Origin of the sequence: Dyadobacter sp. 32 (assembly GCF_902506755.1) — a bacterium.
Taxonomy (GTDB): Bacteria; Bacteroidota; Bacteroidia; order Cytophagales; family Spirosomataceae; genus Dyadobacter.
In genome coordinates this window covers 5,565,202-5,588,462 of the sequence record NZ_LR735258.1, presented here as the reverse complement: position 1 = coordinate 5,588,462, position 23,261 = coordinate 5,565,202, and the positions used below count along the sequence as shown (strand labels likewise).

Genomic DNA, 23,261 nt, shown 5'->3' with positions numbered 1-23,261 from the left:
GGCAATATTCTTTCCTTGCTTATATCACGTCCTCCAACATGGAGATATACTGATTAATGCCCGCTTCAATTTCATGTAAATAAATGTATTCATCGGCGCTGTGAGAACGAGCAGAATGCCCTGGCCCCATTTTAAGGGATGGGCAGTCCAGCAGCGCCTGGTCTGAAGTGGTAGGCGAGCCGTACGCAATCCGGCCCAGTTTTAAACCCGCCTGTACAATCGGATGATCCATGGGTATACTGGATGGGCGCAACCGAATAGAACGGGCACTTACCTCCGACCCTATATTTGCCTGAATGATATCAATCAGTTCTTCCAGCGTGTACTGCTCCGTGGCGCGCACATCTATGGTGAATGCACAGGCATCCGGCACCACATTATGCTGCGTGCCCGACTGGATCAGGGTTACAGACATTTTGATCGGCCCCAGCGTGGGCGAAACCTTCGGAAATTTGTAATTGGCAACCCACTGTATATCCTTTAGAGCTTTGTATATGGCATTTTCACCTTCTTCTCGGGCTGCGTGCCCCGACACCCCTCTGGCAGTACAGTCAAGCACCAGGAGACCTTTTTCGGCCACGGCGAGCTGCATTTCGGTAGGCTCACCAACGATGGCGAAAGAGATGGGCGGCAACTCTGGGATTACAATTTCCAATCCCTCTTTCCCCGAGATTTCCTCTTCCGCAGTGGCGGCTATCACTACATTGTATGCCAAATCACTTCGATCATAAAAATAACAAAACGTGGCGATCAGCGAAACCAAACAGCCTCCGGCATCATTACTGCCCAAACCATATAATTTACCATCCTTAACCAGAGCCTCAAATGGATTTAAGGTCCACGATTTATTGGCCTTAACCGTATCATGGTGTGAATTCAAAAGGATGGTAGGCTTGTCCGCCGCAAAAAATTTGTTGTACGCCCAAATATTATTTTTCTTACGCTCAAAAGGAATGCCCTTTTTTTCAAAATAATCTTCAATTAACAACGCAGTGCCCTGTTCCTCCTTACTTAATGAAGGCGTTTGGATCAGATTTTTTAAGAGCTGAACGGCTTCTTGCGAAAGTACCTGTATGTTTTCCAATGTAGTTGACTGAGCCATAACCGGCTTAATTCGAAATTTTATTTGGCAAAGGTATAAAAAAAGGGAGAAGTACCAGCTAGGACTTCCCCCCATTGAGATCACTAATCATTGATCAGGTAAAAGGATTATCACCATCTCACCTGACCGTTTCCACGGACTACCCACTTTTCGGTCACCAGCTTTTCTAAGGCAAATGGACCCCGGGCATGCAGCTTTTGAGTAGAAATACCAATTTCAGCACCTAAGGCAAACACCCCTCCGTCGGTAAAGCGAGTCGATGCATTGGCATAAACAGCTGCTGCATCAACCTCATTCAAGAAGCGCTCTATCATCACTGGATTGGATGATATAATCGCCTCAGAATGACGGGAAGAGTAAGTTCTGATATGTTCCAATGCTTCGTCCAACCCATCTACCACTTTCACAGAACATTTGTAATCCAGGAATTCTCTACCAAAGTCCTCCGGCTCCGCTTTTTGCAAAAATGGATAGCCGATAGTATGAAACACTTCAAAAGATGTTTCGTCTGCAAATACCTCGACATTCCATTTTATAAATTCGTCCTTCAACTTGGGAAGGAATATCTCTGCAACCGCTCTATCCACCAGCACAGTATCCAAAGAATTACATACCGAGGGCCGTGAAACCTTGGCATTGACTACGATGGCCGCAGCCTTGTCCAGATCACCGGTTTTTTCTACATAAGTATGACAAACCCCGGCACCGGTTTCAATGGTAGGCACAAGGGAATTTTCACGTACGAATTTGATCAGCCCTTCCGAGCCCCGGGGAATAATTATATCCACATATTTCGTGGCGGTCAGCAACTCGTGAACAAACTCGCGCCCAGTGGGGAGTAACGTAACGGCTCCTTTGTCAATACCGGCTTCCGCCAGACTCTCATGAATGAGGTTTACAAGATACGTATTCGAGAAATGGGCCTCTTTACCTCCTTTAAGAACACATGCATTCCCAGAACGTAAACAAAGCGAGGCAACATCCAAAGTCACATTGGGGCGCGACTCATATATTACCCCCACTACCCCAAGCGGCACCGCTATTTTTTTGAGTAAAAGTCCTTGCTCGATGGTCCTTTCTAATAATACTTCACCAGTTGGATCCGGCAATGCCGCTACTTCTCGTAAACTTTGCGCAAGGCCTTTAATCCTTGCCTCGTTCAATAGTAAACGATCCTTCTTGGGATCGTTATCATCCATCAGGACAAGATCTTTTTCATTCGCTGCAATGATCCGATCGGTATGATTCAGCACCTTTTCGGCAAGCGCGAGTAACAAGTCGGCCCGTTGCTGATCTGTAAGTTTACGTACACCAACGGCGGCATCCTGCGTAGCCTTTAAAAGCGGTAAGATAGATTCCATTATAATAAAACAATATCATTGGCGTGAGCCACTTCAAAATTCAAAGTTTTTAAATTTTCCTTTATAGCACGTGATGTTTCGCGCGCTCGGGCCACAGCTACCATTTCATCATTGGGGGCATATATTTCAATAATTTCCCCAGCTTCAAATTCACCGTTAACCTCCAAAACCCCAACAGCCAAAAGACTTTTTCTTTTTTGCAAGGCACGCGTAGCACCCAGGTCAATCTGAAGCCTGCCAGATACCAAACCTCCACTACCCAACCACCGGTTTCGGGCAGACAATGTGCTTTTCCCGGCTCCGATAACCGTTCCTGCTTCTCCGGCCAGTGCCCTGAGCAACTCATTCTGCTGATTCATTCCAAAAATTACTACCCGAATCGCCATACGTGCTGCCAGTTTGGCAAATGTAAGCTTGGAAGCCATCCCTCCCAATCCTAGAAAAGATTTATCGGTACGTACAAATTTGAAAACCTCGTTTACATTCGTAACGTTCCTTAAAATATTCCCATGCTCGTCCAGTAGCCCGCCCACCGAGGTACAAAACATCAGAGACTGGGCTCCAAAACCAACCGCAAGCAAGGTTGCGAGTTCGTCATTATCGGAGAATTTCAGCTCACGATCACTTACAACATCATTTTCGTTGACAATCGGAATGATGTTGTTGACCCATAGCTCTTCAAAGGTTTCTTTCAGTTGTAAAAACTTGTTGCGATTTGCAAAATGCTGTCTTTCACAAAGGCTCTGGGCTATGAAGATGTTGTTGGGTGCAAAATAACTTGCGTAAAGCCCAACGAGCAGTGGATTACCCACCGAGGCAGCGGCCTTCCGCTGCGTCATGGTTCCCTTATAATCCTGGATATAGGACTTCCCGGCACCCACGGCCCCTGAAGAAACAATAATGATCCGGTAGCTTGGATGAATCTCAGACACCTGCCTGGCAATTTCTGAAATGATCCTGACATCGGGCTCGCCGGTGGGTAAAGTAATGGAGGCGGTTCCGAACTTTATAACAAGAATTGGCTTTGACACTGGAATGATCGCTAGGCAACTGCGGCTTTTTTTACAGACCGCTTAATTAATTTGCGCCAAAATTAACGGATTTAAATGAAAATGGCCGATTTCATCCACTACAAATGGCTTTTTTCATTCAGCCAAATCTGGACCAAAGACTTCCGGGATCACCGTTTTTCACTTTCAATGCATCTCTCAACAATGACAAATACGCATCCCTGGGAATTTCAATCGCACCATATCGGCGTACGTTATCATTTATGAATTGCGTATCCAGCAGCTTAAAACCGTTTTGCCGCAGGATGAGTATCAGATAATGAAATGCGACTTTCGACGCATTACTTTCGATCGAAAACATGGATTCACCAAAAAAGGCACCACTGATAGACACACCATAAAGGCCGCCCACAAGGTGCCCCTCACGATACGCTTCCACGCTATGCGCATAACCAATTTGATGAAGCTCGGTATACGCCTTGATAATCTCCTCCGAAATCCAGGTTCCATCTTCTCCGGAGCGTGGTGCGGCGCAACCCCGCATCACGGCTTCAAAGTCACGGTTTACACGTATCTCAAACACCTTTTTGTTTATAACCGGGCGGAGAGATCTTGATGGCCTGTACGTGTCAATAGGAATTACGGCTCTCGGATCAGGAGAATACCAGTAAAGAGTACCATCCGATTCTGCCATAGGAAAGATCCCATTGATGTATGCATTGAGCAGGTCTTCGGCGGTGATATCGAGCATTGGACAATTTTTGAACGTTCAAAAGTAAATAATAATAACAATATCGCCCTTCAAACCATCTTCGTATTCTCATATCCATCTATCACCTCAGGTAATCTAAAATTATTTGAGGAAAACGAACGATAAAAATATATCTGCTGTTTCTTTGGAGTACTAATTATTTTTGCAAGATTTGCATCCTCTTAGACGACCAACAAAGTCAATGAATAGCAACGGACTAAATACTGTTCTTCATACTACACCTTTCCGGTTTAGGTCCCCCAGGACCGTCTAACTCTATTTTGCCTACGTGGTAAAACTTTTATCCCCGCCAGTTTATTAAATTTTTGAAACGTCCCATCGTAGTTTTCTGGGAATCAGTTTTTTTGTTTCGAACATTTTTTCGTCAGTAAAGCCATCAATGAAAAATACCGAAGTAGTGGGCAGTAAGTTTCTTGTACAAACTGCCAATGAAAATCACCTCCATTATGCCGAAACAATTTGCGCAGAAATGGAAGAGAGTGCCAAAAAACGTGGGACAGGCATTGCAAAGCGTTCTCCTGTATATATCATGGAAAAAATGGTTGAAGGGAAAGCGATCATTGCTACCACCGATAGTGGCGAATGGGTAGGCTTTTGCTATATTGAAACATGGGAACACGGAAAATTTGTGGCCAATTCAGGCCTTATCGTACATCCTGATTTCAGAAACAGCGGAATGGCCAAGGCGATTAAACAAAAAGCTTTTGAACTTTCACGTAAGAAATATCCTGACGCCAAAATAATTGGCATCACCACCAGCCTTCCGGTGATGAAAATCAATTCGGATCTCGGCTACGAACCAGTCACGTTCAGCGAATTGCCGGCTGACGACGCATTCTGGAAAGGCTGTGCAAGCTGTGTAAATTACGACGTGCTTACCCGTACCGGCAGAAAGCATTGCCTGTGCACAGGTATGATGTACAATCCGGAAGAACATAAAAAAACAGAGACCCAACCCGAAAAGGACACCTGGGATTTTCTTAAAGAGTCCAGCCTGTATGAGCGTTGGATGCGTATCAAACAGCGCATCTTATTGCGAAGGGAAGAACGCGCCAGAAAGAAAAACGCGGGGGCCGTGCTTGTACATTAATGTACTGGCATTCATTTACAGATTATTATTATCTTTTAAATACCTCGCCCGGCCGCCCGAACAGCCCGATGCGAGGTATTTTTTTGTTATCGTGATATTAAGCAAATTAGATCTTCCCATTTCGGGAATACTTAGGTACTTTTGCATATACGATGAGAATTTTTACCAAAGCAACACTCAGAGATTTTTGGGATAAAACGCCCGATGCAAGATCTGCTTTGGAGTTCTGGTATGATACACTAGAGAAGACTAGCTTCAACAGTCCTAATGAAGTTATTAAGTTTTTTAAAAATGCTGATACTGTTGGAAACGGGAGAATTGTTTTTAATATAACTCATAATAAATACCGACTGGTAGCTAAGTTTGAATATGAAAGGCAGTTTGTGTTCGTAAGGTTTCTGGGCACGCATGCCGCTTATGACAAAATTGAAGACATCAAAAACATTTAACTCATTCAAAGCATATGAAAACACTTGCAATAAATTTGGATGAAATCGTAATAAAACCGATTACCAGCAAAGCTGATTTTGAAGAAGTAAGCGAAGTTATTGATGCATTGGTTGATGCTGATTTATTAGAAGACCCGAAAGAGAGGCGAAGGGCTCTTGATATTCTGGAAGCAATCACTGTTTTAGCGATTGATTATGAGAAGAAAAACTTCCCGATTCCCAAACCGGATCCCATTGAAGCTATTAAAGAAAGAATGGGGCAGCTTCATTTGAGTCGAAAAGATGTGGCTCCTTATTTTGGAGGTGAGAACCGGGTATCGGAAGTGCTCAATAAAAAAAGAAACTTGACTATCAGAATGATACGGGAGCTCAATAAAAACCTTGGTATACCGGTTGACACACTTCTCACGGTTAATTAGTTAGTATTTCAATAGAATAAGAATCATATAATAAACATAATGTCACAGCCAAAAGTAGTATTAGCGTTTAGTGGAGGATTGGATACCTCGTTTTGTGTAAAATATTTAGCCGAAGACAAAGGCTACGAAGTTCATTCTGTGTTGGTTGACACCGGCGGTTTTTCGGAGGAAGATCTTAAAACAATTGAAGCAAACGCTTATTCATTAGGTGTAAAAAACCACGCTACCATTTCCAAAACAGCAGATTACTATAATGATTGTATTAAATATCTGATTTTTGGGAATGTACTTAAAAACAACACCTACCCGCTTTCAGTGAGTGCAGAACGCGTTTTCCAGGCTGTTGCGGTTGCTGAATATGCAAAAGAAATTGGCGCGACAGCCATTGCCCATGGAAGTACAGGAGCTGGAAATGATCAGGTTCGTTTCGATATGGCGTTCAGGATCATCATTCCGGAAGCAGAAATTATCACCCCTATCCGGGATTTGAAACTTTCACGTGAGGCTGAAATTGAATATCTGACTAAAAAAGGCGTTGGTCGCGAGTGGGCCAAAGCCGCATACAGTATTAATAAAGGGCTTTGGGGAACATCCGTCGGGGGGAAAGAAACGCTTACATCGGAGCAATATCTTCCTGAATCGGCCTGGCCAACACAGGTTTCTAAAACAGAACCAGAAAGAATTACTTTGGATTTTGTAGAAGGTGAACTGAAAGGCGTTGCCGGTGAAAAATTCGAGAATCCCGTTGAGGCTATTCAGAAGCTGGCCGCTATTGCACAGCCTTTCGGCATTGGCCGTGATATTCATGTGGGCGATACCATCATCGGCATTAAGGGACGCGTTGGATTTGAAGCTGCTGCGCCACTGATCATCATTAAAGCGCACCATACTCTGGAAAAACATGTTTTGAGTGAACAGCAACTTTACTGGAAAGAACAGCTATCCAACTGGTACGGTAGTTTACTTCACAAGGGTCAGTTTGTTGAACCTGTGATGCGCAACATTGAGGCATTCCTTACGGATACGCAGTCTCACGTTACCGGACAAGTGCACGTTCATCTTGCTCCATACCGTTTTTATGTGGAAGGAATCGAGTCACCTTTTGATCTCATGTCTTCCAAGTTTGGCAGCTACGGTGAAATGAACAATGCCTGGACCGGTGACGACGTACGTGGTTTCTCAAAAGTAGCTTCTAACCAGGTAATGATTTATCAAAAGGTGAGCGAATCTAATGAGTAAGGGATAATTGTTAGTGTTGGGTATTAATGAATTCTAAAGATTTTGATCATGACAATAACAGAGCTTCAAAATCAAATTCAACAGAAAGCGTTGGAATTACCTCCTGACTTGCTTCAGGAAGTATATGACTATATGGAATTTATTGTCATCAAAAATAGGAAAAGGGAGGATTTACGGGAAAAAAGCTTGAACCAGTGGTGGCAGAATTTGGCTACTTTTTCTGATGATTATATGAAAGATCGAATTCAACCCCCGTTAGATAAGTCTGAAAATGTTTTTGAATGAAATATCTACTCGATACCAATATTGTTTCCTACATCATTAGAGAAAGACCTATTGAGGTATTAAACAAATTTCGTTCAATTACCTTAAATGAGATTTCCATTTCTTCCATAGTAGCCGCTGAACTTTGGTTCGGTGTTGCTAAAAGCCAACATAAGATCAGAAACAAAACTGCTTTGGAAGCTTTTCTGTCACCAATTACTATTATCGATTTCGATAGCAAAGCCGCAGCGTTCTACGCGTTGATACGCGAAGATCTGGAAAGTAAAGGAACAATAATTGGTGCGAATGACTTACTTATAGCTGCCCACGCACTCAGCCTTAATCTCACGCTGGTTACCAATAATATGAGAGAATTTGAAAGAGTGAATGGGCTGAAAATTGAAAATTGGATATAGAATGCAAAAGATCAATATTGGAATAATAGGTGCAGCGGGATATACGGGTGGAGAGCTACTCAGAATTGTAATTAACCACCCTCATTTGAAGGTTGCCTTTGCTCATAGCAAAAGTCAGGTGGGTAAACCGGTTTATTCCACACATACCGATTTGTTGGGTGACACAGACCTGCTATTTTCAGGGGAAGATATTCAGACATTGCTGAATCAAAAGGACTTACATGCCATTTTCCTCTGCTCCGGTCATGGAGAATCAAAGAAGTTCCTCGGCGAATACAATCTGCCCGATTCGTTAAAAATCATTGATCTGAGTACTGATTTTCGTGATGAAACCAATGGCTTCACGTATGGATTACCGGAACTTCAAAAAGAAGAGATCAGGAAGGCGACCAAAATTGCCAATCCGGGATGTTTTGCAACCAGTATCGAACTGGCCATTTTGCCATTGGCTAGCGCGGGTTTGCTGAAAGAAGATGTACATGTAAGTGCCGTTACGGGCAGTACAGGCGCCGGCCAGGCACTGAGCGCCACAACCCATTTTTCATGGAGAAACAACAATTTGTCGATATATAAGGCCTTTACGCATCAGCATTTGACTGAAATCAAAATGAGTCTGAAAAAATTACAGGTTGATTTTGACAAAGCCGTTCATTTTATTCCCTATCGTGGCGACTTCACTCGTGGAATCATGGCAAATGTGTATACACCGTTTTCAGGTACATTGGAAGATGCAAATGAGCTGTATAAAAACTACTATTCGTCTCATCCCTTTACGCACGTAAGTGATGCGCCTATTGACCTGAAACAGGTAGTGAATACAAATAAATGCCTTATTCATCTGGAAGTGCACGACGGTCAGCTGTTAATTTCGAGCATCATTGATAACCTGACAAAAGGTGCTTCCGGACAGGCCGTTCAGAATTTGAATTTAGCGTTCGGGTTACCCGAAGATGCAGGATTAAGGTTAAAAGCACCCTCATTCTGATTTTAGTTTAAACAGAGCGATTGAAGGAGTGAGATTTTAAAATTCACAGATTATGAATGATTTAATTCAGTCAATTAATCAACGGAGCGAGACGCAACGAAGGCAAAACTTATTCATAGAATTTCGGGATATTTTTGTAGGAGCAACGGCTCTCTCATTTCAGTTACCAGTAAAACTTTAAATCAAAAACATTTCCGACGGATCGATAGTTTGGAAATCATATGATACAAACAATACCACCATGTCACATTTATTTGATGTATACCCACTTTACGATATTGAGCCTGTAAAAGCCGAAGGCAGCTATTTATGGGATTCAAATGGCACAAAATACCTGGATCTTTATGGCGGTCATGCTGTAATTTCTGTGGGTCACTGCCATCCGTATTACGTTGAAATGCTGAGTAAGCAACTCCATGCCATCAACTTTTACTCCAATTCGGTTAAAATATCGTTGCAGGAAGAACTGGCCGAGAAGCTTGGAGACCTTTCGGGCTATCCTGACTATAAACTTTTCCTTGTGAATTCGGGAGCAGAGGCAAACGAAAATGCCTTGAAACTTGCATCATTTCACACCGGACGTTCCAAAGTTGTAGCTTTCACAAAGGCATTCCACGGCCGTACCGCTGGTGCTGTGGCTGTCACAGACAATCCATCCATTGTGGCTCCGGTCAATTACAACAAACACGTCACCTTCCTACCATTCAATGATATAGATGCATTGGAAGACGGAATAAACGACGAAGTTTGCGCAGTCATTGTAGAAGGTATACAAGGGGTTGGCGGGATTCAGGTAAGTTCCGATGCGTTTTTACAGGCATTACGTAAAAAATGCGATGAAACCGGCGCGATTTTAATATTGGATAGTGTGCAATGCGGATATGGGAGAACCGGCAAATTTTTCTCACACCAGTTTAGCGGAATACATCCTGATCTGATGACCCTGGCCAAAGGTATGGGTAATGGATTTCCCATAGGCGGTGTCCTGATTTCACCAAAGTTCAAAGCAAGCTATGGATTGCTGGGGACTACTTTTGGTGGAAATCACATGGCATGTGCCGCCGGAATAGCGGTGCTGGACATCATGAAAGATGAAAATCTGCTGGATAATGCTACCGAAATTGGCAACTATCTCCTGAAAGGAATTGAAGAGATAGGTGGATACAAAGAGCTGCGTGGACGTGGCCTGATGATCGGAATTGAATACGACTTCCCGGTAAAAGATCTTAGAAACAAATTACTGTTTGAACACAAGATGTTTACCGGTGTGGCAGGTGCAAGTACAATCCGTCTATTGCCTTCACTGGCATTGGGCAAAGAAGAGGCAGATGCCTTTCTGGAAGCACTACGCGCCGAGGTTCCAAATTTGGTTTAAACATTGTTTTTTGACAATCTTCCTTTCAATAAGCTTTAAGCCCAATTGAAAGGAAGATAGCCAAGAAACGCTAAGGCGTAAATTGGTAAACATTTATTAATTTCATATCTGGAAGACCCATCTTTTAAATTTATAAACTCCGCGGTAACACACCACAATATTGATGAAACACTTTCTATCCATTAACGACGTAACAGATCTTAATCAGCTCATCACCAGCGGAATCATCTCCAAGCGAAATCCTTTTGGAGATGCTGAATTGGGTAAGAATAAAACAATCGGACTTTTATTTTTTAATTCCAGCTTACGCACGCGGCTCAGTACACAGAAAGCGGCGCAGAATCTTGGCCTGAACGTCATCATGATGAACGTCGGACAAGATGGTTGGGGCCTCGAAATGGAAGAAGGTGTGATCATGAATGGTGACAAAGCAGAGCATGTGAAGGAAGCGGCTGCTGTGATTGGTCGATATTGTGATATCATTGGGATACGCTCCTTTGCGGGCCTACAGGATCGCGAGAAGGATTATCAGGAAATTGTTTTTGAGCAATTCAAAAAGTATTCAGAAGTACCGATTGTGAATCTGGAATCTGCTACCCGACACCCATTGCAGTCGCTTGCCGACTGTATTACCATTGAAGAGTTCAGAGTAAAGGAGCGCCCAAAGGTTGTTTTGACCTGGCTACCTCACTTTAAAGCGTTGCCTCAGGCTGTGGCCAACTCATTCTGTGAATGGATGAATCCGATGGACGTAGAACTAGTCATAACCCATCCGGAAGGCTACGATCTTGCCCCGGAATTCGTCGGCAAGGGACAGGTTATCTATGATCAGGAAAAAGCAATGGAAGGTGCAGATTTCGTGTATGGCAAAAACTGGTCGTCGTACTCGGACTATGGGAAGGTGCTGACAAGTGATCCTTCCTGGATGATCACGGAGGCCAAAATGAGCCTTACAGACAACGGAAAGTTTATGCACTGCCTACCACTAAGAAGGAACATGAAAGTAGCGGACGAAGTGCTGGATGGGCCCCGCTCACTCGTGATAGAACAGGCTGCCAACCGGGAATGGTCGGCTCAGGCTGCACTTCGGGAAATATTAATAGGAATGTGACAATCGCAACATGCCGAACTTTTAACACTTTATCGGCCGTTACCATATTATAGTTCCTCACGATGAATTAAATATTACTGTTAATGCATACCGAATTGTTGACCAACGCCTCCCACTCAGCGGAAAAACAGATTAAAAAAACCGGGGTTCTGATTGTAAACCTGGGCACCCCAGACAGTCCGTCGGTTCCTGATGTAAGAAAATACCTCCGAGAATTTTTAATGGATGAGCGGGTTATCGATATACCCTATCTGAACCGCTGGCTACTGATCAACCTGATCATCGCTCCGTTCCGTGCTCCGAAATCAGCCAAGATTTACAAAGAACTATGGACGCCCGAGGGCTCGCCGCTTAAAATTTACGGCTACTCCGTGGAAGAGAAATTACAAAAAGTACTGGGTGACAACTATGTGGTCAAACTGGCCATGCGTTATCAAAATCCAAGTATTGAAAAAGGATTGACGGAACTAAGAAAAGAGTGTCTTTCGGAAATCATCGTTGTTCCTTTTTTCCCGCAGTACGCATCGGCCTCAACGGGCTCTGTGTATAAGAAAGTGATGGAAGTGGTGAAAGATTGGGAAGTGTTGCCGGAAATCAAGTTTATCAACCGCTTTCTGGACCATCCCAAATTTGTAGAAGGATTCGTCAATCTTGGCAAGAAATACATGGCTACGCGCGAATACGACCATTTTGTATTTAGCTACCACGGAATTCCGGAAAGACAGATTACAAAAGGAGATGTGGCCAATGTGTGTAGCTTTGGAACATGCTGTGACACCCTGACTACGCAAAATCAGCATTGTTACCGTGCGCAGTGTTACGAAACCACAAGATTGTTTGTAAAAGGCATGGGTATTCCCGAAGGAAAATACACGGTTGCATTTCAATCACGTCTTGGCAAAACGCCATGGATTAAACCTTATACGGATGAGCTTATTCCGGAACTAGCCAAAAAAGGAGTAAAATCCGTTTTGGCATTCTCCCCGGCATTTGTAGCCGACTGCCTGGAAACAACCATTGAAGTGGGTGAAGAATATAAAGAAATCTTTGAAAAAGAAGGAGGTGAGCACTGGCAGCTTGTCGAGAGCCTGAACGACAGTGATATCTGGATCGAAACTTTGGAAGATCTGGTTAAAAAGGCCTAAAGTAAACCAGGAGAAGCCAGCAAACAGTTGGCTTCTCTTTTTTAATAACTTACCGACTCTCTCCGGTATAACTGTGCTAGTGTGTTTACAGCATAGTCCACTTCCTCAGAAGTGTTCAGTTTCCCGAAAGAAAACCGAACGTTTGCTCGCTCCGGATCCACCTGAAGCTCATTCAGAACGTGAGACCCTATATCCGTACCACTTGAGCAGGCGCTCCCACCCGACACAGATATCCCTGCGATATCGAGATTAAACAGCAACATATCACTGATATCCGATGGAGGAAGGCTGACATTTAAAACTGTGTATAGGCTATGATCCATCTGGCCAGAACGGCCATTAAAATGAACCCCTTCAATGCTTTCGCTCAATCGGGTGATCATTCTGTTTTTTAGTCGCTCGATATGGGTACGATGAGCATCCATATTGGAGTAAGCGATCTCGAGTGCCTTTGCAAGACCCACAATCCCGTAAACGTTTTCGGTACCTCCGCGCATATTTCGCTCCTGAGCTCCTCCGTGCATAAAGGGGTGAATTTTCACTCCAGGGCGTACATACAACAGCCCCACCCCTTTGGGGCCGTGAAACTTATGTGCAGAACCCACTACAAAATCCGCTTTTATAGTCTGAAGATCATGTCGGTAATGTCCCATGGTCTGAACGGTATCACAATGAAAGACCGCATTGTACTTTTTACATATGTCCCCCGCAGCATCCAGGTCCAATAAGTTTCCAATTTCATTATTACCATGCATTAGAGACACAAGAGAACGGGGGTTTTCTGCCAGCAGTTTTTCGAGGTCTTCAAGATCAACAGCACCCTCAGTATCGAGACTTACATAACTGAGCGCAACCCGGCCTGTTTTGTGAAGATGTTCCAGCGTATGTAAGACCGCATGATGCTCTATACGGGAAGTTATGGCATGTGTGAGCCCAAGCGTTTCAATACTGGAACGGATGGCCGTATTATCAGCCTCGGTACCTCCTGAAGTAAAAAAAATCTCTGCCGGAGCAGCATTAAGAATACCGGCAATACTTTTTCTCGCCCTCTCAATCAGCGAACGTGCCGCCCGGCCATTGGAATGAATGGACGATGGATTGCCATAATGCTCAGCCATAACGGGTAACATGACTTCCAACACTTCGGGGTCCAACCGTGTCGTGGCAGCATTGTCCAGATATACCTTCATCTTTATTACTTGGGTTCTGAAATGATCTCCTTAATATCAGAGATTATCTTATTGGCAAGATTGGTAGCCGTAGTCTGTGTCTCCGATTCGGAGTAAATACGAATGATTGGCTCCGTATTGGACCGACGTAAATGAACCCATTCCCGATCAAATTCTATACGTACACCGTCAATGGTACTCAAAGGCTGCTTGGAATATTTAGTCTGGATACGTTTCAGGATATTATCCACATTGATATCCGGCGTCAATTCTATTTTGTTTTTTGATATATAATAAGATGGATACGACCTCCGCAAAACGGAAACAGTCTTACCAAATTTGGCAAGATGGGTCAGAAACAACGCGATTCCGACCAGAGCATCCCTGCCGTAATGGCTTTCAGGATAAATAACACCTCCATTTCCCTCACCACCTATGACGGCATTTTGCTCCTTCATCATCGTCACTACATTCACTTCTCCAACTGCGGACGCAAAATACCTACCTCCTGCTTTTAAGGTTACATCTTTTAAGGCAGCCGTGGACGACAGGTTCGAAACCGTATTACCCGGGGTATTTTTTAATACATAGTCCGCAACGGCAACAAGCGTGTACTCTTCCCCGAATGGAGTGCCATCCTCACAAATCAAAGCAAGACGATCCACATCCGGATCAACAACAATCCCCAGGTTATACGAACCGTCCTTAAGTTCTTTAATTATTTCTCTTAAATGCTCAGGAAGTGGCTCAGGATTGTGAGCGAAGTTACCAGTAGGCTCACAATTCAATTTCTTGATATTTTTGGCTGTAACGCCCAAAGCCTCCAATAACATGGGAACTGCAATCCCCCCCGTGGAATTAACAGCGTCGACCACTATTTTGAAGTTCGCAGCCTTTATGGCTTCCACATCAACGAGCGGTAAAGCAAGTACGAGATCAATATGCTTCTGCAACCAGGAATCGTCTGTCTGATAACTGCCCAGCTTTTTTACATCAACGAAAATAAAATCCTCTTCATCAGCGATTCTAAGCACTTCCGCTCCTTCTTCCTCAGAAATAAACTCCCCTTCATGATTTAACAATTTCAGCGCATTCCATTGAATCGGGTTATGGCTGGCAGTGAGAATAATTCCACCTCCTGCATTTTCAGCTACTACCGCCATTTCCACGGTTGGCGTTGTGGATAACCCAAGGTCAATCACATGCAGACCCACACCTTGCAGAGTGGCTGCCACCAGCCTGCTAACCATTTCTCCCGACAAACGAGCATCACGGCCAATGACAACTTTTAAATTTTGGGTATTATTACGTCGCAGCCATGTACCATATGCTGCTGAAAACTTGACAACATCAATCGGAGTCAGTGCCTCGCCGGATTTCCCCCCAACAATTCCTCTGATCCCGGATATAGATTTTATTAACGTCACGATCTTGAATTCCTATGTTTATTTGGCTGCAAAAATACTAAATTTCCACCTCTCTTAAGGGTTTTCTTTTACAAAAATCAACTTATTGATTAACTGGTCATAAACAAATTCTACACTATCTCAATGTTTACCTGCGTGTTAAGAGAACTGTATGCGCCCCCTCTGAATGTGCCCATCACCGGCGCCAACTGATCAAAATCAGCAGAGGCTCCCATACTGATATGGTTATTTACGATTGCTTTTCCTTCCGTAGGATCAAAACCACGCCAGCCAGCACCAGGTAAATAAACCTCTGCCCATGCGTGAAGCTCATGCGCCTGAAGGGGATTGCCGTATAAATAACCACTGACAAATCGGGCTGCAATGCCCAGGCTCCGACAAGCACTAATAAATAGCCGGGCGTAGTCTCTGCACGAGCCGGCCCGGTCTCGAAGCGTGTCGTCGGGAGGATATGCCCTTCCAAATTCCCTATGCTGGTAGCTGAAATGCTCACTGATGTATCTACTCAACTGAACCAGAAAGGGAACGGTGGCCCAATTAACTTCGCCAGCCAGCTTCCGGGCAAATTGTTCCACGTGTGCGGTCACATCGCCCCTGTTCAGGTAGGGAATCAAATATTTATAAATTCTATCCTCGTATAGAAAGGGAAAGTTTTTTGTGGAAAATGGGAAGAGAACAAAGTCGAAGACATTCACAGGGTCTGAACTTACCGTGATTATAGCATCCACCACCAGCCTGTTGACCGGGCCATTAAAAAAGTAAGCGACCTGCTGAGCATTGCCTTCCGCATCTACATTTTGAACAACCTTCGAAGGTTGCGGATCTATGTAAAGAGAATATCCCAGTACTCTCTGATGAGGATAAGGCCTGGGATAAAGATATAGCGTATGCGGATCAAGAACGATTGGGAAATTATAGTTGTATGTCAGCGTGTGATGTACTTTTAAATTCATGAAGTTTCTTCAATTTTGGAAAATATAAGGCTCATCCATTCAATTGAAGGTTTTTGAACCGAGTTGTTTAATGTGCACTCCCTTGTATTGCCACGTAATACAAATCGTGATTTTCGTTACGATGCCCTGAAATCATGACAGCATCGTTTTCGTAATTCACTACATCGATCGGATAATCCACACCGTTTGCACATACGCCTGCGGAGTCAAAACACAAAAACCCTACCATTAAAGCTTCCAGCATGAACAGGCCAAAGCACAGACTTCGATATAACTAAGGCATGCTATTGCCCCAATTTCTCACGATCCTGAATGGCAACCATCTCTAACCAATTCCTCTCAGGATATAATAAAAATAGCCAGTATTCATCATTGTATCCCAACTGCCTGCCTACAATAGCAAACAAATTGAATGCCAGGTATGCGTAGCGCTAAAATTTGCCCAGCCATGAAGCGATAAAGGTTTCATCAGTTCATCCATTGTCCCTGAGATCGGCCCAAGGTTTGCCCCATGGACTGCACCTGGGGCTGCTCTAAACCAAAATACATGTCAAATATCGCGTTATCCACTTCATTGTTTTTTGTTTGGAACTGATCCAGATATTCATGAAGTCCCATCTTGAAGACATCTTCTACATCCGCAAACTCCATCTCGCTTCGCATCCTGCTAATCAGCTTTTCCGCCTGATTTACATAACCTCTTTCAGGAATTGAGCCTGCTATAGCGTAAAGCGATAGTTCCGCCTGGCGCACACAATACGCGATTGATCTCGGAAACAACTTATCAAGTATCAAAAATGCAACGATATTCATTGGCGTAAGCGCCCGATGCGTTTGCCTGTACATATTGTAAGCACTGACGGATTTCAAGACAGCTGTCCACATCATCAGATCCAAAGTGGAACCTGAGGTGCCGCTGTCCTGTAACAACGTAAAATATTTTACATCCAGAAACCGCGAACATTTGTCGGCACGCTCAATGTGACGACCCAGCCTGCCAAAATGCCAAGCCTCGTTGCGGGTAATAGAGGCGTCCACTACCCCATGAAACTGCTGGCAACTTTTACGGATATCCGTAAAGTAGGACTGCATGTGATCCATGTTCCTGAAATCGTCAGGATTGGTTTCACGAATTGATAAATAGAAGGTATTAATACTCTCCCACATCTCCTTTGAAATGGTCTCTCTGATTGTACGGGCATTTTCACGCGCCTCGTAAAGACAACTAATGATCGAATTGGGATTACGTTTATCAAAGGTCATAAAGTGAATAACATCTTCCTTCGTAGCCTTTTCATAATATTTGGAAAATAAAAAATTGTCGGCGGTAGCGATCAGAAGCGGCTCCCACTGTTCATCTACATCAGGAGGTAAATCCAAAGCAAGATTAAAATTCACACCAACAAAACGGGAGTAGTTTTCAACCCGTTCTATATAACGATTCATCCAGTAAATTGAATTGGCAACACGACTAAGCATAAGCGGCTGATATTGTGATTTTGTAAATTTTATCAAAATAATTACATAGTGAACTCTCCAAAATACCTAATAATATTTTGCAATTACAAGAAACTACGAAAAATAACAATTCTTCTCAAAAGAGTATTATTATCCTGATAATGTGCTGTAATTGCACAGAATCTTTTGAAAACATTTAAATTTGATAAATTACCTGATCATTAACAATAACCTTTTATTTCTGTGTCAAAAAGAGACTCCTTTATAGCGGCAATCCAAAAATCCTATCAAACCAGCCAACCTGCCATCCACCTGGGCTCGGCTATTCTGGAAGGAGAAATTATTACTGAGGCTAAAGTGAATCTGCCTCTGAAAATGATGAATCGCCACGGCTTGGTTGCCGGCGCCACCGGATCGGGTAAAACGAGGACCCTGCAGGTGCTGGCCGAGCAGCTTTCTGCAGCCGGAGTCCCTGTTTTTATGTCGGACATCAAAGGAGACTTATCAGGCATAGGACAGGCCGGAAAGACCAACCCGGCACTCGAAGAACGCTCTCAGATCTTAGGAACGAGTTTTCAACCCACCGGCTATCCGGTAGAGCTCTATTCGCTCAGCGGGAAGAAGGGAGCTCAAATGCGGGCAACAATCCTGGAATTCGGCCCCATACTGCTCTCAAAAATATTTGAATTAAATGACACCCAATCGGGCGTTTTAGCGATACTGTTTAAATATGCCGACGACAAAGATCTTCCGATGGTGGATCTGAATGACCTTAAAAAGGTATTGGCTTATCTTTCCGACGGCCCGGGCGCGGCAGAGATCAAATCGGATTATGGCAGCATTTCAAGTTCAACAGCAGGCACCATACTACGTAAAATTGTTGCCTTAGAGCAACAGGGTATAGGTACCATTTTTGGTGAGAAATCTTTCGACATTACCGATCTGATTAATCGCGTGGACGGCCAGGGTGTTATAAGCCTGTTAAATGTTTCTGACGTCCAGGACAAGCCCGCCTTGTTCTCCACATTTATGCTCAGTATTCTGGCTGAGCTTTATCAGAAACTTCCCGAAGCAGGAGATCTGGACAAGCCAAAGCTCGTTTTCTTTCTTGATGAAGCACACTTGCTATTCAAAGATGCGCCAAGGGCTTTCCTTGATCAGATAGAACAGGTGATTCGTTTGATCAGATCCAAAGGCGTGGGAATATTTTTCTGTACGCAAATGGCACAGGACATCCCGGTTTCCGTACTTGGACAGCTGGGCAACCGTGTGCAGCATGTATTACGCGCCTTTACACCGCAGGATGCAGATGCATTGAAACAAACGGTAAAAACCTACCCGAGATCGGACTATTACGCAATCGACCAGATACTTACTACATTGGGTATCGGACAAGCACTGATAACTGTTTTGAACGAAAAGGGTATACCCACTGAGGTTGCGGCAACGCATTTACTGCCTCCCAATTCAATCATGGGACCTATGACCCAGGCTGACTACGAAAATCATGTGACAAGTTCAGACGTATATTTGAAGTACAAGGATCCGATTGATCCCGAAAGTGCTTATGAATTACTTACGAAGCGCATGGATGACCAGGCCAGGATTGAAGCAAGCGCCAAAGAGGAAGTGATTCAGGCCAAACAACAGAAAGAGGAAAAAGGAATGATAACCGAAATGCTTACCTCCCCCCTTGCCAAACAAATAGGCAGAGAAGTTGTGCGAGGCGTTTTTGGTATGCTGTTTGGTAAAAAAACGACGACAACCCGTAAGAAAAGTGGCGGTCTCTTTGGGTTCTGAATACGGTGGAGAGAAGGGTTTCTGGCCACCCTTCTCTCTAATTGGTTAATTTTACAGAAATTTGCTTGCCACTTGCAGTAAGTTCAAATGCACAATCCTCAAACTTTGGAGGAGAGAATTTTGGACGAAAGTTATTGCTGAATCCGTAAGGCTCTTTGGGAATACCGATGAAATTCTTATCCAGAAGATCATTTTTGTTCAGATCGTGATAGACGGCCAGGGCATATTGTCCAGGTGCCAATTGGAATGTTGCAGCGTGGTTTGCAGTAGATTTCACTTCCAATATTTTATAAATACTGGGTTGGCCTTCACCAAACTTCTCCCCGGGCCTGAAGACTGCAAACCAAAGTTTACCGTGTCCACTTTTCACGTTTGTAATTTCAATTTTCAAAGTCGCTGCTGGCTGCTGATAACCAGACAGCAATAAAGAAAGCATGGGCAAAATCAATGATTTCATACTTTGGATTTTAATAACCCAATACGCATCGCTGCTGGGCAAGTTTTTCAAGATTTTCATTGACCTCCATTCTGTTTTTTGCATTATCAAACGCGTCCCTGTAAGTCTCCTTCAGTTCTTTTCTTTTCATTGCTTCCAGAAACCTTCTCGCATCTTCCACGTTCTCCAGCAGCAACGGAGGTACCACCGCAGGAAGATCATCATCCCCTTTTGCGACCATCGTTACATAGGATGTATTGGTATGGCGTTGAATTCCGTTTCGGACATTCTCAGCGATCACCCTGATGCCTATCACCAATGACGTGCGTCCAACATAATTGACCGAAGCCAGTAAGGAAACAAGATCACCCACCTCTACCGGCTTAAGAAAATCCACTGCATCAACGGATACCGTTACGCAATAAGTGGCTGCATGCCTGGAAGCACAGGCATACGCAACTTTATCAATAAGAGACAATAGAATCCCACCATGTATCTTACCGCCAAAATTGGCGTAAGACGGAATCATCAATTCGGTAAGGGTGGTTTGTGAATAACTTACAGGACGTGGATCCATCAGGTTCTATTTTTGGTTAGCTAATTTATGGCCTCAATTCTGCAACTTCCCGACTTGGAATCAAAGTCCATTTTGGACCTAGTGAAGCAACACGGTCTTTCCCGATTGGGCAGATTTTTTGGCGGCTTCCAAAATCTCCACCACGGTCACATTGACCGGTAAGCCGTACATATCATGCTTATCCAATTTCAAGCGCCCCTGTACCACGTCGGCCAAAACGGAAAATGGATCGGTAAAGGGGGCAGGACGCGGGTCAATTTTTAAGGTCTCCTCAGGTGTATTTGCCGTAAGCCGCTGACGAACCGTTGTTGCGTTTACTGCGATGGCATAGCCTTTGTTACCGTAGACCTCCATATCCTTCCTTGAAAAGGACCAGTTCCACGATGCCTGTATGATGCACTGCGCTTTGGGGTATTGCAAAATAATGGTTGCCTCGTCGTCAACCCTGGGGTAAATTTCCGGCTTATTCTGATGCGTGACTGCTGTAACGGAAAGTGGTTTCTGTCCCTTCACAAGCCAGGTCATCAGATTGGCCCCATAACACCCAAAGTCTGTAAGTGCACCGGCTCCATTCTGAACCGGATCCGTAAGAAAGGAGAAGAACTCTTTCCCTGTACCGATTTCCTTCGGCCCTTCATGCCCGTCATTGACCATCACTTTTCGAATATCGCCCAGCTGCCCGGTTTCAACCAAAGTATTGACATACTGATTACTAGCATACCATGACGTTTCAAAATTGGTCAGCACGTGTATGTTATGCTTAGTAGCAAGAGACTGGATCTCCTGCGCGTCGGTAAAAGTTGTGGCCAGAGGCTTTTCCACCATCACATGAATTTTTCGGGGTGCACATGCTCTAACAACCGTAATGTGTTCATTGATAGGACCAAATGCGGAGACCGCATCCGGCTTTACCTCATCCAGCATTTTATTCAAATCGCTAAAAAAGATCCTCCTGTCCAGCTTATATTTTTCTACAAAACGATTCACCAGTTCGGGATTCCTTTCATAGACTCCGACCAGTTCAGCATCTGTTTTGGCTGAGCGGTTAAAAGCCCAGCCTACATGGCCATGGCTCAACCCGGCTACTGCCAGCCTAACTGGTTTCTGGGCAAATATTTGGGTAGCCATGAATATAAAAAATAGCGCAAGCCTGATTTTCATAAGGAGATTGATTGAATGAATTTATTACATTACTCCATTAGCAGGCCGTTGGAAGCAATGAACTCCGGGACACCCATTATCCTTTTATAGCCAATCACTAAAAGTCTACCATCCAAAGCTTTTACGATAACTTGTCAATAATATCTTTAATTACCTCCTGCATATAAGCGCCATTGTAGGGTCCGTACCAACTCATTGTTTTGGTCTCATAAGCATCGCGATCGAAGTATTTATCATGGGTTATATAGCCAATGTAGCCCCCGTTGAAACTGGTTACCATCAAGTTAAGTCCCTTGGTTTTGGCGTAAGCATCCAACCCGCCCACCAGCTCCCCGGAGAAGTCACAAGGCATTCCTACCATCAAAATATTCCCAATTCTTAGGGCCTTCACGAAAACCGGATAGTCTCCAAATGCCTTTTTGAACGCCCAGGAACGAAGTACAATGTCCATGGTAAGTCTGGGCGACGGCTCTCTGAGTGGCAACGGAATTGTAATAGCCCGGACAATTGGCTCCCCTGGCGCTTCCAAGGTGTCCGAAGCAAAAATGGCTTGCTGAACCCCCAAAGCCTGGTTTGTCATCTGGTCAAAATCGTCAGTTCCCTTTTCCACTGGCCCCATGCTACCCACAGCGCCTGCAAGAAACATAGCAAAATTATAGCTTCGCTCAAGTGAATCTACCAACACACCGGGATAATCGCGGGACAGCTTCATATTCCGTGAATCAATAATCGTTGAATGTGCGGCGTATGAACTTAAAATGGCCTTCTCACCATTGTTTTTCACAAAAGCGACAGATCTTACCTCCGCATCTATGCCACCTTCCTCACCCACGAGCCTGTTTCTGATATTTAAGGAGTCTAAGGATTCCAGGTACATGATTTTTGCGGGTGCCAACTGTTTTTTAGCGAGCACTATGGCCTGAATAATTGCATCAGCAAGCCGGTCCACAGTGGCCGGATCGTATTTACCCGAAAAGAACAATCCGGAAATCCCCGTTCCCCACCCGCCTACACTATTGTGGCTATGTGTTGCACCGAAAAACACCTGATCAAAAGGTATTTGACTTGCTGTAAGCTTTTGACGAAGAATAGTGGTTACAGTTGGTGGAATGATCAACAGATCGGCTGCGATAATTGCTGCCTGAACTCCGCCCTTCTCAATCACCATGGCACGTACATACACCGAATCATGAATGCTCACAAAGAGTTTCCCTCGCCTGTTGCCATATCCAGCCATGGGTGTCGGAGCGGATGGCGTAATATTTACTTTTGCCCATCCGACCTTTAAGCTATCTGAAGTGATGGTGCTATCTATCCTGACATTTCCAATCAGCGTCTTCCACTCCTTAAAATAGGCCATATCCTTGTAAGGGGTCTTATCCATTGTGGTCACCATAGTGGCCACAATAATCACAAGGAGCAGGAAAAACAATCCAATAACTTTCAAAAAGATTCTAAAAAATTTCATGGGGGATCGATGGGTTACGTTGGCGCTTGGAAAGATACAAAAGGAAAGTAAGAAGTGTTGAAAATCTCATGTTG

Annotated in this window: 23 protein-coding genes; 11 read left to right on the top strand and 12 right to left on the bottom strand. The window is 44.1% G+C overall.

Going from position 1 to position 23,261, the window contains the following annotated elements; all coding sequences use genetic code 11:
• Positions 1-19 precede the first annotated feature (19 nt).
• The 4 genes from DYADSP32_RS22935 to aat form a co-directional block, all read right to left on the bottom strand.
• Entirely contained in the window at positions 20-1,102 is a 1,083-nt protein-coding gene (locus DYADSP32_RS22935) for a M20 family metallo-hydrolase (protein WP_149240578.1), read from the bottom strand.
• A 110-nt stretch (positions 1,103-1,212) separates the two neighbouring features.
• Positions 1,213-2,463 carry a glutamate-5-semialdehyde dehydrogenase gene (locus DYADSP32_RS22930; protein ID WP_149240579.1) on the bottom strand — a complete coding sequence of 417 codons (1,251 nt, stop codon included), beginning with the start codon at positions 2,461-2,463 and terminating at the stop codon, positions 1,213-1,215.
• Positions 2,463-3,494 carry a glutamate 5-kinase gene (gene proB / locus DYADSP32_RS22925; protein ID WP_149240580.1) on the bottom strand — a complete coding sequence of 344 codons (1,032 nt, stop codon included), beginning with the start codon at positions 3,492-3,494 and terminating at the stop codon, positions 2,463-2,465. Before proB ends, DYADSP32_RS22930 begins: the two co-directional genes overlap by 1 nt.
• Before the next feature lie 118 nt (positions 3,495-3,612).
• Entirely contained in the window at positions 3,613-4,224 is a 612-nt protein-coding gene (gene aat / locus DYADSP32_RS22920; protein WP_149240581.1) for a leucyl/phenylalanyl-tRNA--protein transferase, read from the bottom strand.
• Positions 4,225-4,624: 400 nt separating this feature from the next.
• Here aat and DYADSP32_RS22915 point away from each other — a divergent pair, with 400 nt between their 5' ends.
• The 10 genes from DYADSP32_RS22915 to hemH all read left to right on the top strand — a co-directional run bounded on the left by DYADSP32_RS22915 (position 4,625) and on the right by hemH (position 12,738).
• Positions 4,625-5,335, top strand: coding sequence for a GNAT family N-acetyltransferase (locus DYADSP32_RS22915; RefSeq protein WP_149240582.1), 711 nt, complete (start codon positions 4,625-4,627; stop codon positions 5,333-5,335).
• A 152-nt stretch (positions 5,336-5,487) separates the two neighbouring features.
• Complete coding sequence (locus DYADSP32_RS22910; protein ID WP_149240583.1) at positions 5,488-5,784, top strand: type II toxin-antitoxin system HigB family toxin; 297 nt, start codon at positions 5,488-5,490, stop codon at positions 5,782-5,784.
• 14 nt (positions 5,785-5,798) lie between these two features.
• Positions 5,799-6,203, top strand: a complete 405-nt coding sequence (locus DYADSP32_RS22905; RefSeq protein ID WP_149240584.1) for a transcriptional regulator — start codon at positions 5,799-5,801, stop codon at positions 6,201-6,203.
• Between the two features lie 39 nt (positions 6,204-6,242).
• A complete protein-coding gene (gene argG, locus DYADSP32_RS22900; protein ID WP_149240585.1) occupies positions 6,243-7,442 on the top strand; it encodes an argininosuccinate synthase in 1,200 nt (399 codons plus the stop codon).
• A 48-nt stretch (positions 7,443-7,490) separates the two neighbouring features.
• Complete coding sequence (locus DYADSP32_RS22895) at positions 7,491-7,727, top strand: DUF2281 domain-containing protein (protein ID WP_149240586.1); 237 nt, start codon at positions 7,491-7,493, stop codon at positions 7,725-7,727.
• On the top strand, positions 7,724-8,122 hold the full coding sequence (gene vapC / locus DYADSP32_RS22890; RefSeq protein ID WP_149240587.1) for a type II toxin-antitoxin system tRNA(fMet)-specific endonuclease VapC: 399 nt from the start codon (positions 7,724-7,726) through the stop codon (positions 8,120-8,122). The genes DYADSP32_RS22895 and vapC overlap by 4 nt, the downstream gene beginning before the upstream one ends.
• A gap of 1 nt (position 8,123) precedes the next feature.
• A complete protein-coding gene (gene argC / locus DYADSP32_RS22885; protein WP_149240588.1) occupies positions 8,124-9,107 on the top strand; it encodes an N-acetyl-gamma-glutamyl-phosphate reductase in 984 nt (327 codons plus the stop codon).
• A 241-nt stretch (positions 9,108-9,348) separates the two neighbouring features.
• Positions 9,349-10,482 (top strand): aminotransferase class III-fold pyridoxal phosphate-dependent enzyme, encoded by a 1,134-nt coding sequence (locus DYADSP32_RS22880; protein WP_149240589.1) that lies wholly within the window; start codon positions 9,349-9,351, stop codon positions 10,480-10,482.
• 163 nt (positions 10,483-10,645) lie between these two features.
• Complete coding sequence (locus tag DYADSP32_RS22875; protein ID WP_149240590.1) at positions 10,646-11,593, top strand: N-acetylornithine carbamoyltransferase; 948 nt, start codon at positions 10,646-10,648, stop codon at positions 11,591-11,593.
• An 83-nt stretch (positions 11,594-11,676) separates the two neighbouring features.
• Complete coding sequence (gene hemH / locus DYADSP32_RS22870; RefSeq protein WP_149240591.1) at positions 11,677-12,738, top strand: ferrochelatase; 1,062 nt, start codon at positions 11,677-11,679, stop codon at positions 12,736-12,738.
• Positions 12,739-12,779: 41 nt separating this feature from the next.
• On the opposite strand, the gene DYADSP32_RS22865 is transcribed toward hemH, so the two are convergent.
• From DYADSP32_RS22865 to DYADSP32_RS22850, 4 genes are all read right to left on the bottom strand, one after another.
• Positions 12,780-13,928, bottom strand: a complete 1,149-nt coding sequence (locus DYADSP32_RS22865; RefSeq protein WP_149240592.1) for a cysteine desulfurase family protein — start codon at positions 13,926-13,928, stop codon at positions 12,780-12,782.
• A 5-nt stretch (positions 13,929-13,933) separates the two neighbouring features.
• Complete coding sequence (gene glmM / locus DYADSP32_RS22860; RefSeq protein ID WP_149240593.1) at positions 13,934-15,334, bottom strand: phosphoglucosamine mutase; 1,401 nt, start codon at positions 15,332-15,334, stop codon at positions 13,934-13,936.
• Positions 15,335-15,444: 110 nt separating this feature from the next.
• Positions 15,445-16,287: a transglutaminase-like domain-containing protein gene (locus tag DYADSP32_RS22855; RefSeq protein ID WP_149240594.1), complete on the bottom strand. Its 843-nt coding sequence runs from the start codon at positions 16,285-16,287 to the stop codon at positions 15,445-15,447.
• A gap of 468 nt (positions 16,288-16,755) precedes the next feature.
• Positions 16,756-17,766, bottom strand: a complete 1,011-nt coding sequence (locus DYADSP32_RS22850; RefSeq protein WP_149240595.1) for an alpha-E domain-containing protein — start codon at positions 17,764-17,766, stop codon at positions 16,756-16,758.
• 222 nt (positions 17,767-17,988) lie between these two features.
• Here DYADSP32_RS22850 and DYADSP32_RS22845 point away from each other — a divergent pair, with 222 nt between their 5' ends.
• The gene (locus DYADSP32_RS22845) at positions 17,989-19,545 is read left to right on the top strand and encodes a helicase HerA-like domain-containing protein (protein ID WP_149240596.1); all 1,557 of its coding nucleotides are present in this window, start codon (positions 17,989-17,991) and stop codon (positions 19,543-19,545) included.
• A gap of 37 nt (positions 19,546-19,582) precedes the next feature.
• Here DYADSP32_RS22845 and DYADSP32_RS22840 read toward each other — a convergent pair whose 3' ends face one another.
• The 4 genes from DYADSP32_RS22840 to DYADSP32_RS22825 all read right to left on the bottom strand — a co-directional run bounded on the left by DYADSP32_RS22840 (position 19,583) and on the right by DYADSP32_RS22825 (position 23,187).
• On the bottom strand, positions 19,583-20,002 hold the full coding sequence (locus DYADSP32_RS22840; RefSeq protein WP_414617985.1) for a DUF2141 domain-containing protein: 420 nt from the start codon (positions 20,000-20,002) through the stop codon (positions 19,583-19,585).
• Between the two features lie 10 nt (positions 20,003-20,012).
• Positions 20,013-20,558: an acyl-CoA thioesterase gene (locus tag DYADSP32_RS22835; RefSeq protein WP_149240598.1), complete on the bottom strand. Its 546-nt coding sequence runs from the start codon at positions 20,556-20,558 to the stop codon at positions 20,013-20,015.
• Positions 20,559-20,636: 78 nt separating this feature from the next.
• Positions 20,637-21,719: a Gfo/Idh/MocA family protein gene (locus DYADSP32_RS22830; RefSeq protein WP_149240599.1), complete on the bottom strand. Its 1,083-nt coding sequence runs from the start codon at positions 21,717-21,719 to the stop codon at positions 20,637-20,639.
• Between the two features lie 121 nt (positions 21,720-21,840).
• Positions 21,841-23,187, bottom strand: a complete 1,347-nt coding sequence (locus DYADSP32_RS22825) for a neutral/alkaline non-lysosomal ceramidase N-terminal domain-containing protein (protein ID WP_149240600.1) — start codon at positions 23,185-23,187, stop codon at positions 21,841-21,843.
• Between the last annotated feature and the right edge of the window lie 74 nt (positions 23,188-23,261).

Excerpts from the sequence above, each read along its gene's own strand:
- DYADSP32_RS22850 (WP_149240595.1), bottom strand. The coding sequence starts at position 17,766 with ATGCTTAGTCGTGTTGCCAATTCAATTTACTGGATGAATCGTTATATA.
- DYADSP32_RS22865 (WP_149240592.1), bottom strand. The coding sequence starts at position 13,928 with ATGAAGGTATATCTGGACAATGCTGCCACGACACGGTTGGACCCCGAA.
- DYADSP32_RS22930 (WP_149240579.1), bottom strand. The coding sequence starts at position 2,463 with ATGGAATCTATCTTACCGCTTTTAAAGGCTACGCAGGATGCCGCCGTT.
- hemH (WP_149240591.1), top strand. The coding sequence starts at position 11,677 with ATGCATACCGAATTGTTGACCAACGCCTCCCACTCAGCGGAAAAACAG.
- DYADSP32_RS22905 (WP_149240584.1), top strand. The coding sequence starts at position 5,799 with ATGAAAACACTTGCAATAAATTTGGATGAAATCGTAATAAAACCGATT.
- DYADSP32_RS22830 (WP_149240599.1), bottom strand. The coding sequence starts at position 21,719 with ATGAAAATCAGGCTTGCGCTATTTTTTATATTCATGGCTACCCAAATA.
- argG (WP_149240585.1), top strand. The coding sequence starts at position 6,243 with ATGTCACAGCCAAAAGTAGTATTAGCGTTTAGTGGAGGATTGGATACC.
- DYADSP32_RS22910 (WP_149240583.1), top strand. The coding sequence starts at position 5,488 with ATGAGAATTTTTACCAAAGCAACACTCAGAGATTTTTGGGATAAAACG.
- DYADSP32_RS22855 (WP_149240594.1), bottom strand. The coding sequence starts at position 16,287 with ATGAATTTAAAAGTACATCACACGCTGACATACAACTATAATTTCCCA.
- aat (WP_149240581.1), bottom strand. The coding sequence starts at position 4,224 with ATGCTCGATATCACCGCCGAAGACCTGCTCAATGCATACATCAATGGG.
- DYADSP32_RS22825 (WP_149240600.1), bottom strand. The coding sequence starts at position 23,187 with ATGAAATTTTTTAGAATCTTTTTGAAAGTTATTGGATTGTTTTTCCTG.
- vapC (WP_149240587.1), top strand. The coding sequence starts at position 7,724 with ATGAAATATCTACTCGATACCAATATTGTTTCCTACATCATTAGAGAA.
- DYADSP32_RS22840 (WP_414617985.1), bottom strand. The coding sequence starts at position 20,002 with ATGAAATCATTGATTTTGCCCATGCTTTCTTTATTGCTGTCTGGTTAT.
- argC (WP_149240588.1), top strand. The coding sequence starts at position 8,124 with ATGCAAAAGATCAATATTGGAATAATAGGTGCAGCGGGATATACGGGT.
- DYADSP32_RS22915 (WP_149240582.1), top strand. The coding sequence starts at position 4,625 with ATGAAAAATACCGAAGTAGTGGGCAGTAAGTTTCTTGTACAAACTGCC.
- DYADSP32_RS22880 (WP_149240589.1), top strand. The coding sequence starts at position 9,349 with ATGTCACATTTATTTGATGTATACCCACTTTACGATATTGAGCCTGTA.
- DYADSP32_RS22835 (WP_149240598.1), bottom strand. The coding sequence starts at position 20,558 with ATGGATCCACGTCCTGTAAGTTATTCACAAACCACCCTTACCGAATTG.
- DYADSP32_RS22875 (WP_149240590.1), top strand. The coding sequence starts at position 10,646 with ATGAAACACTTTCTATCCATTAACGACGTAACAGATCTTAATCAGCTC.
- DYADSP32_RS22935 (WP_149240578.1), bottom strand. The coding sequence starts at position 1,102 with ATGGCTCAGTCAACTACATTGGAAAACATACAGGTACTTTCGCAAGAA.
- DYADSP32_RS22895 (WP_149240586.1), top strand. The coding sequence starts at position 7,491 with ATGACAATAACAGAGCTTCAAAATCAAATTCAACAGAAAGCGTTGGAA.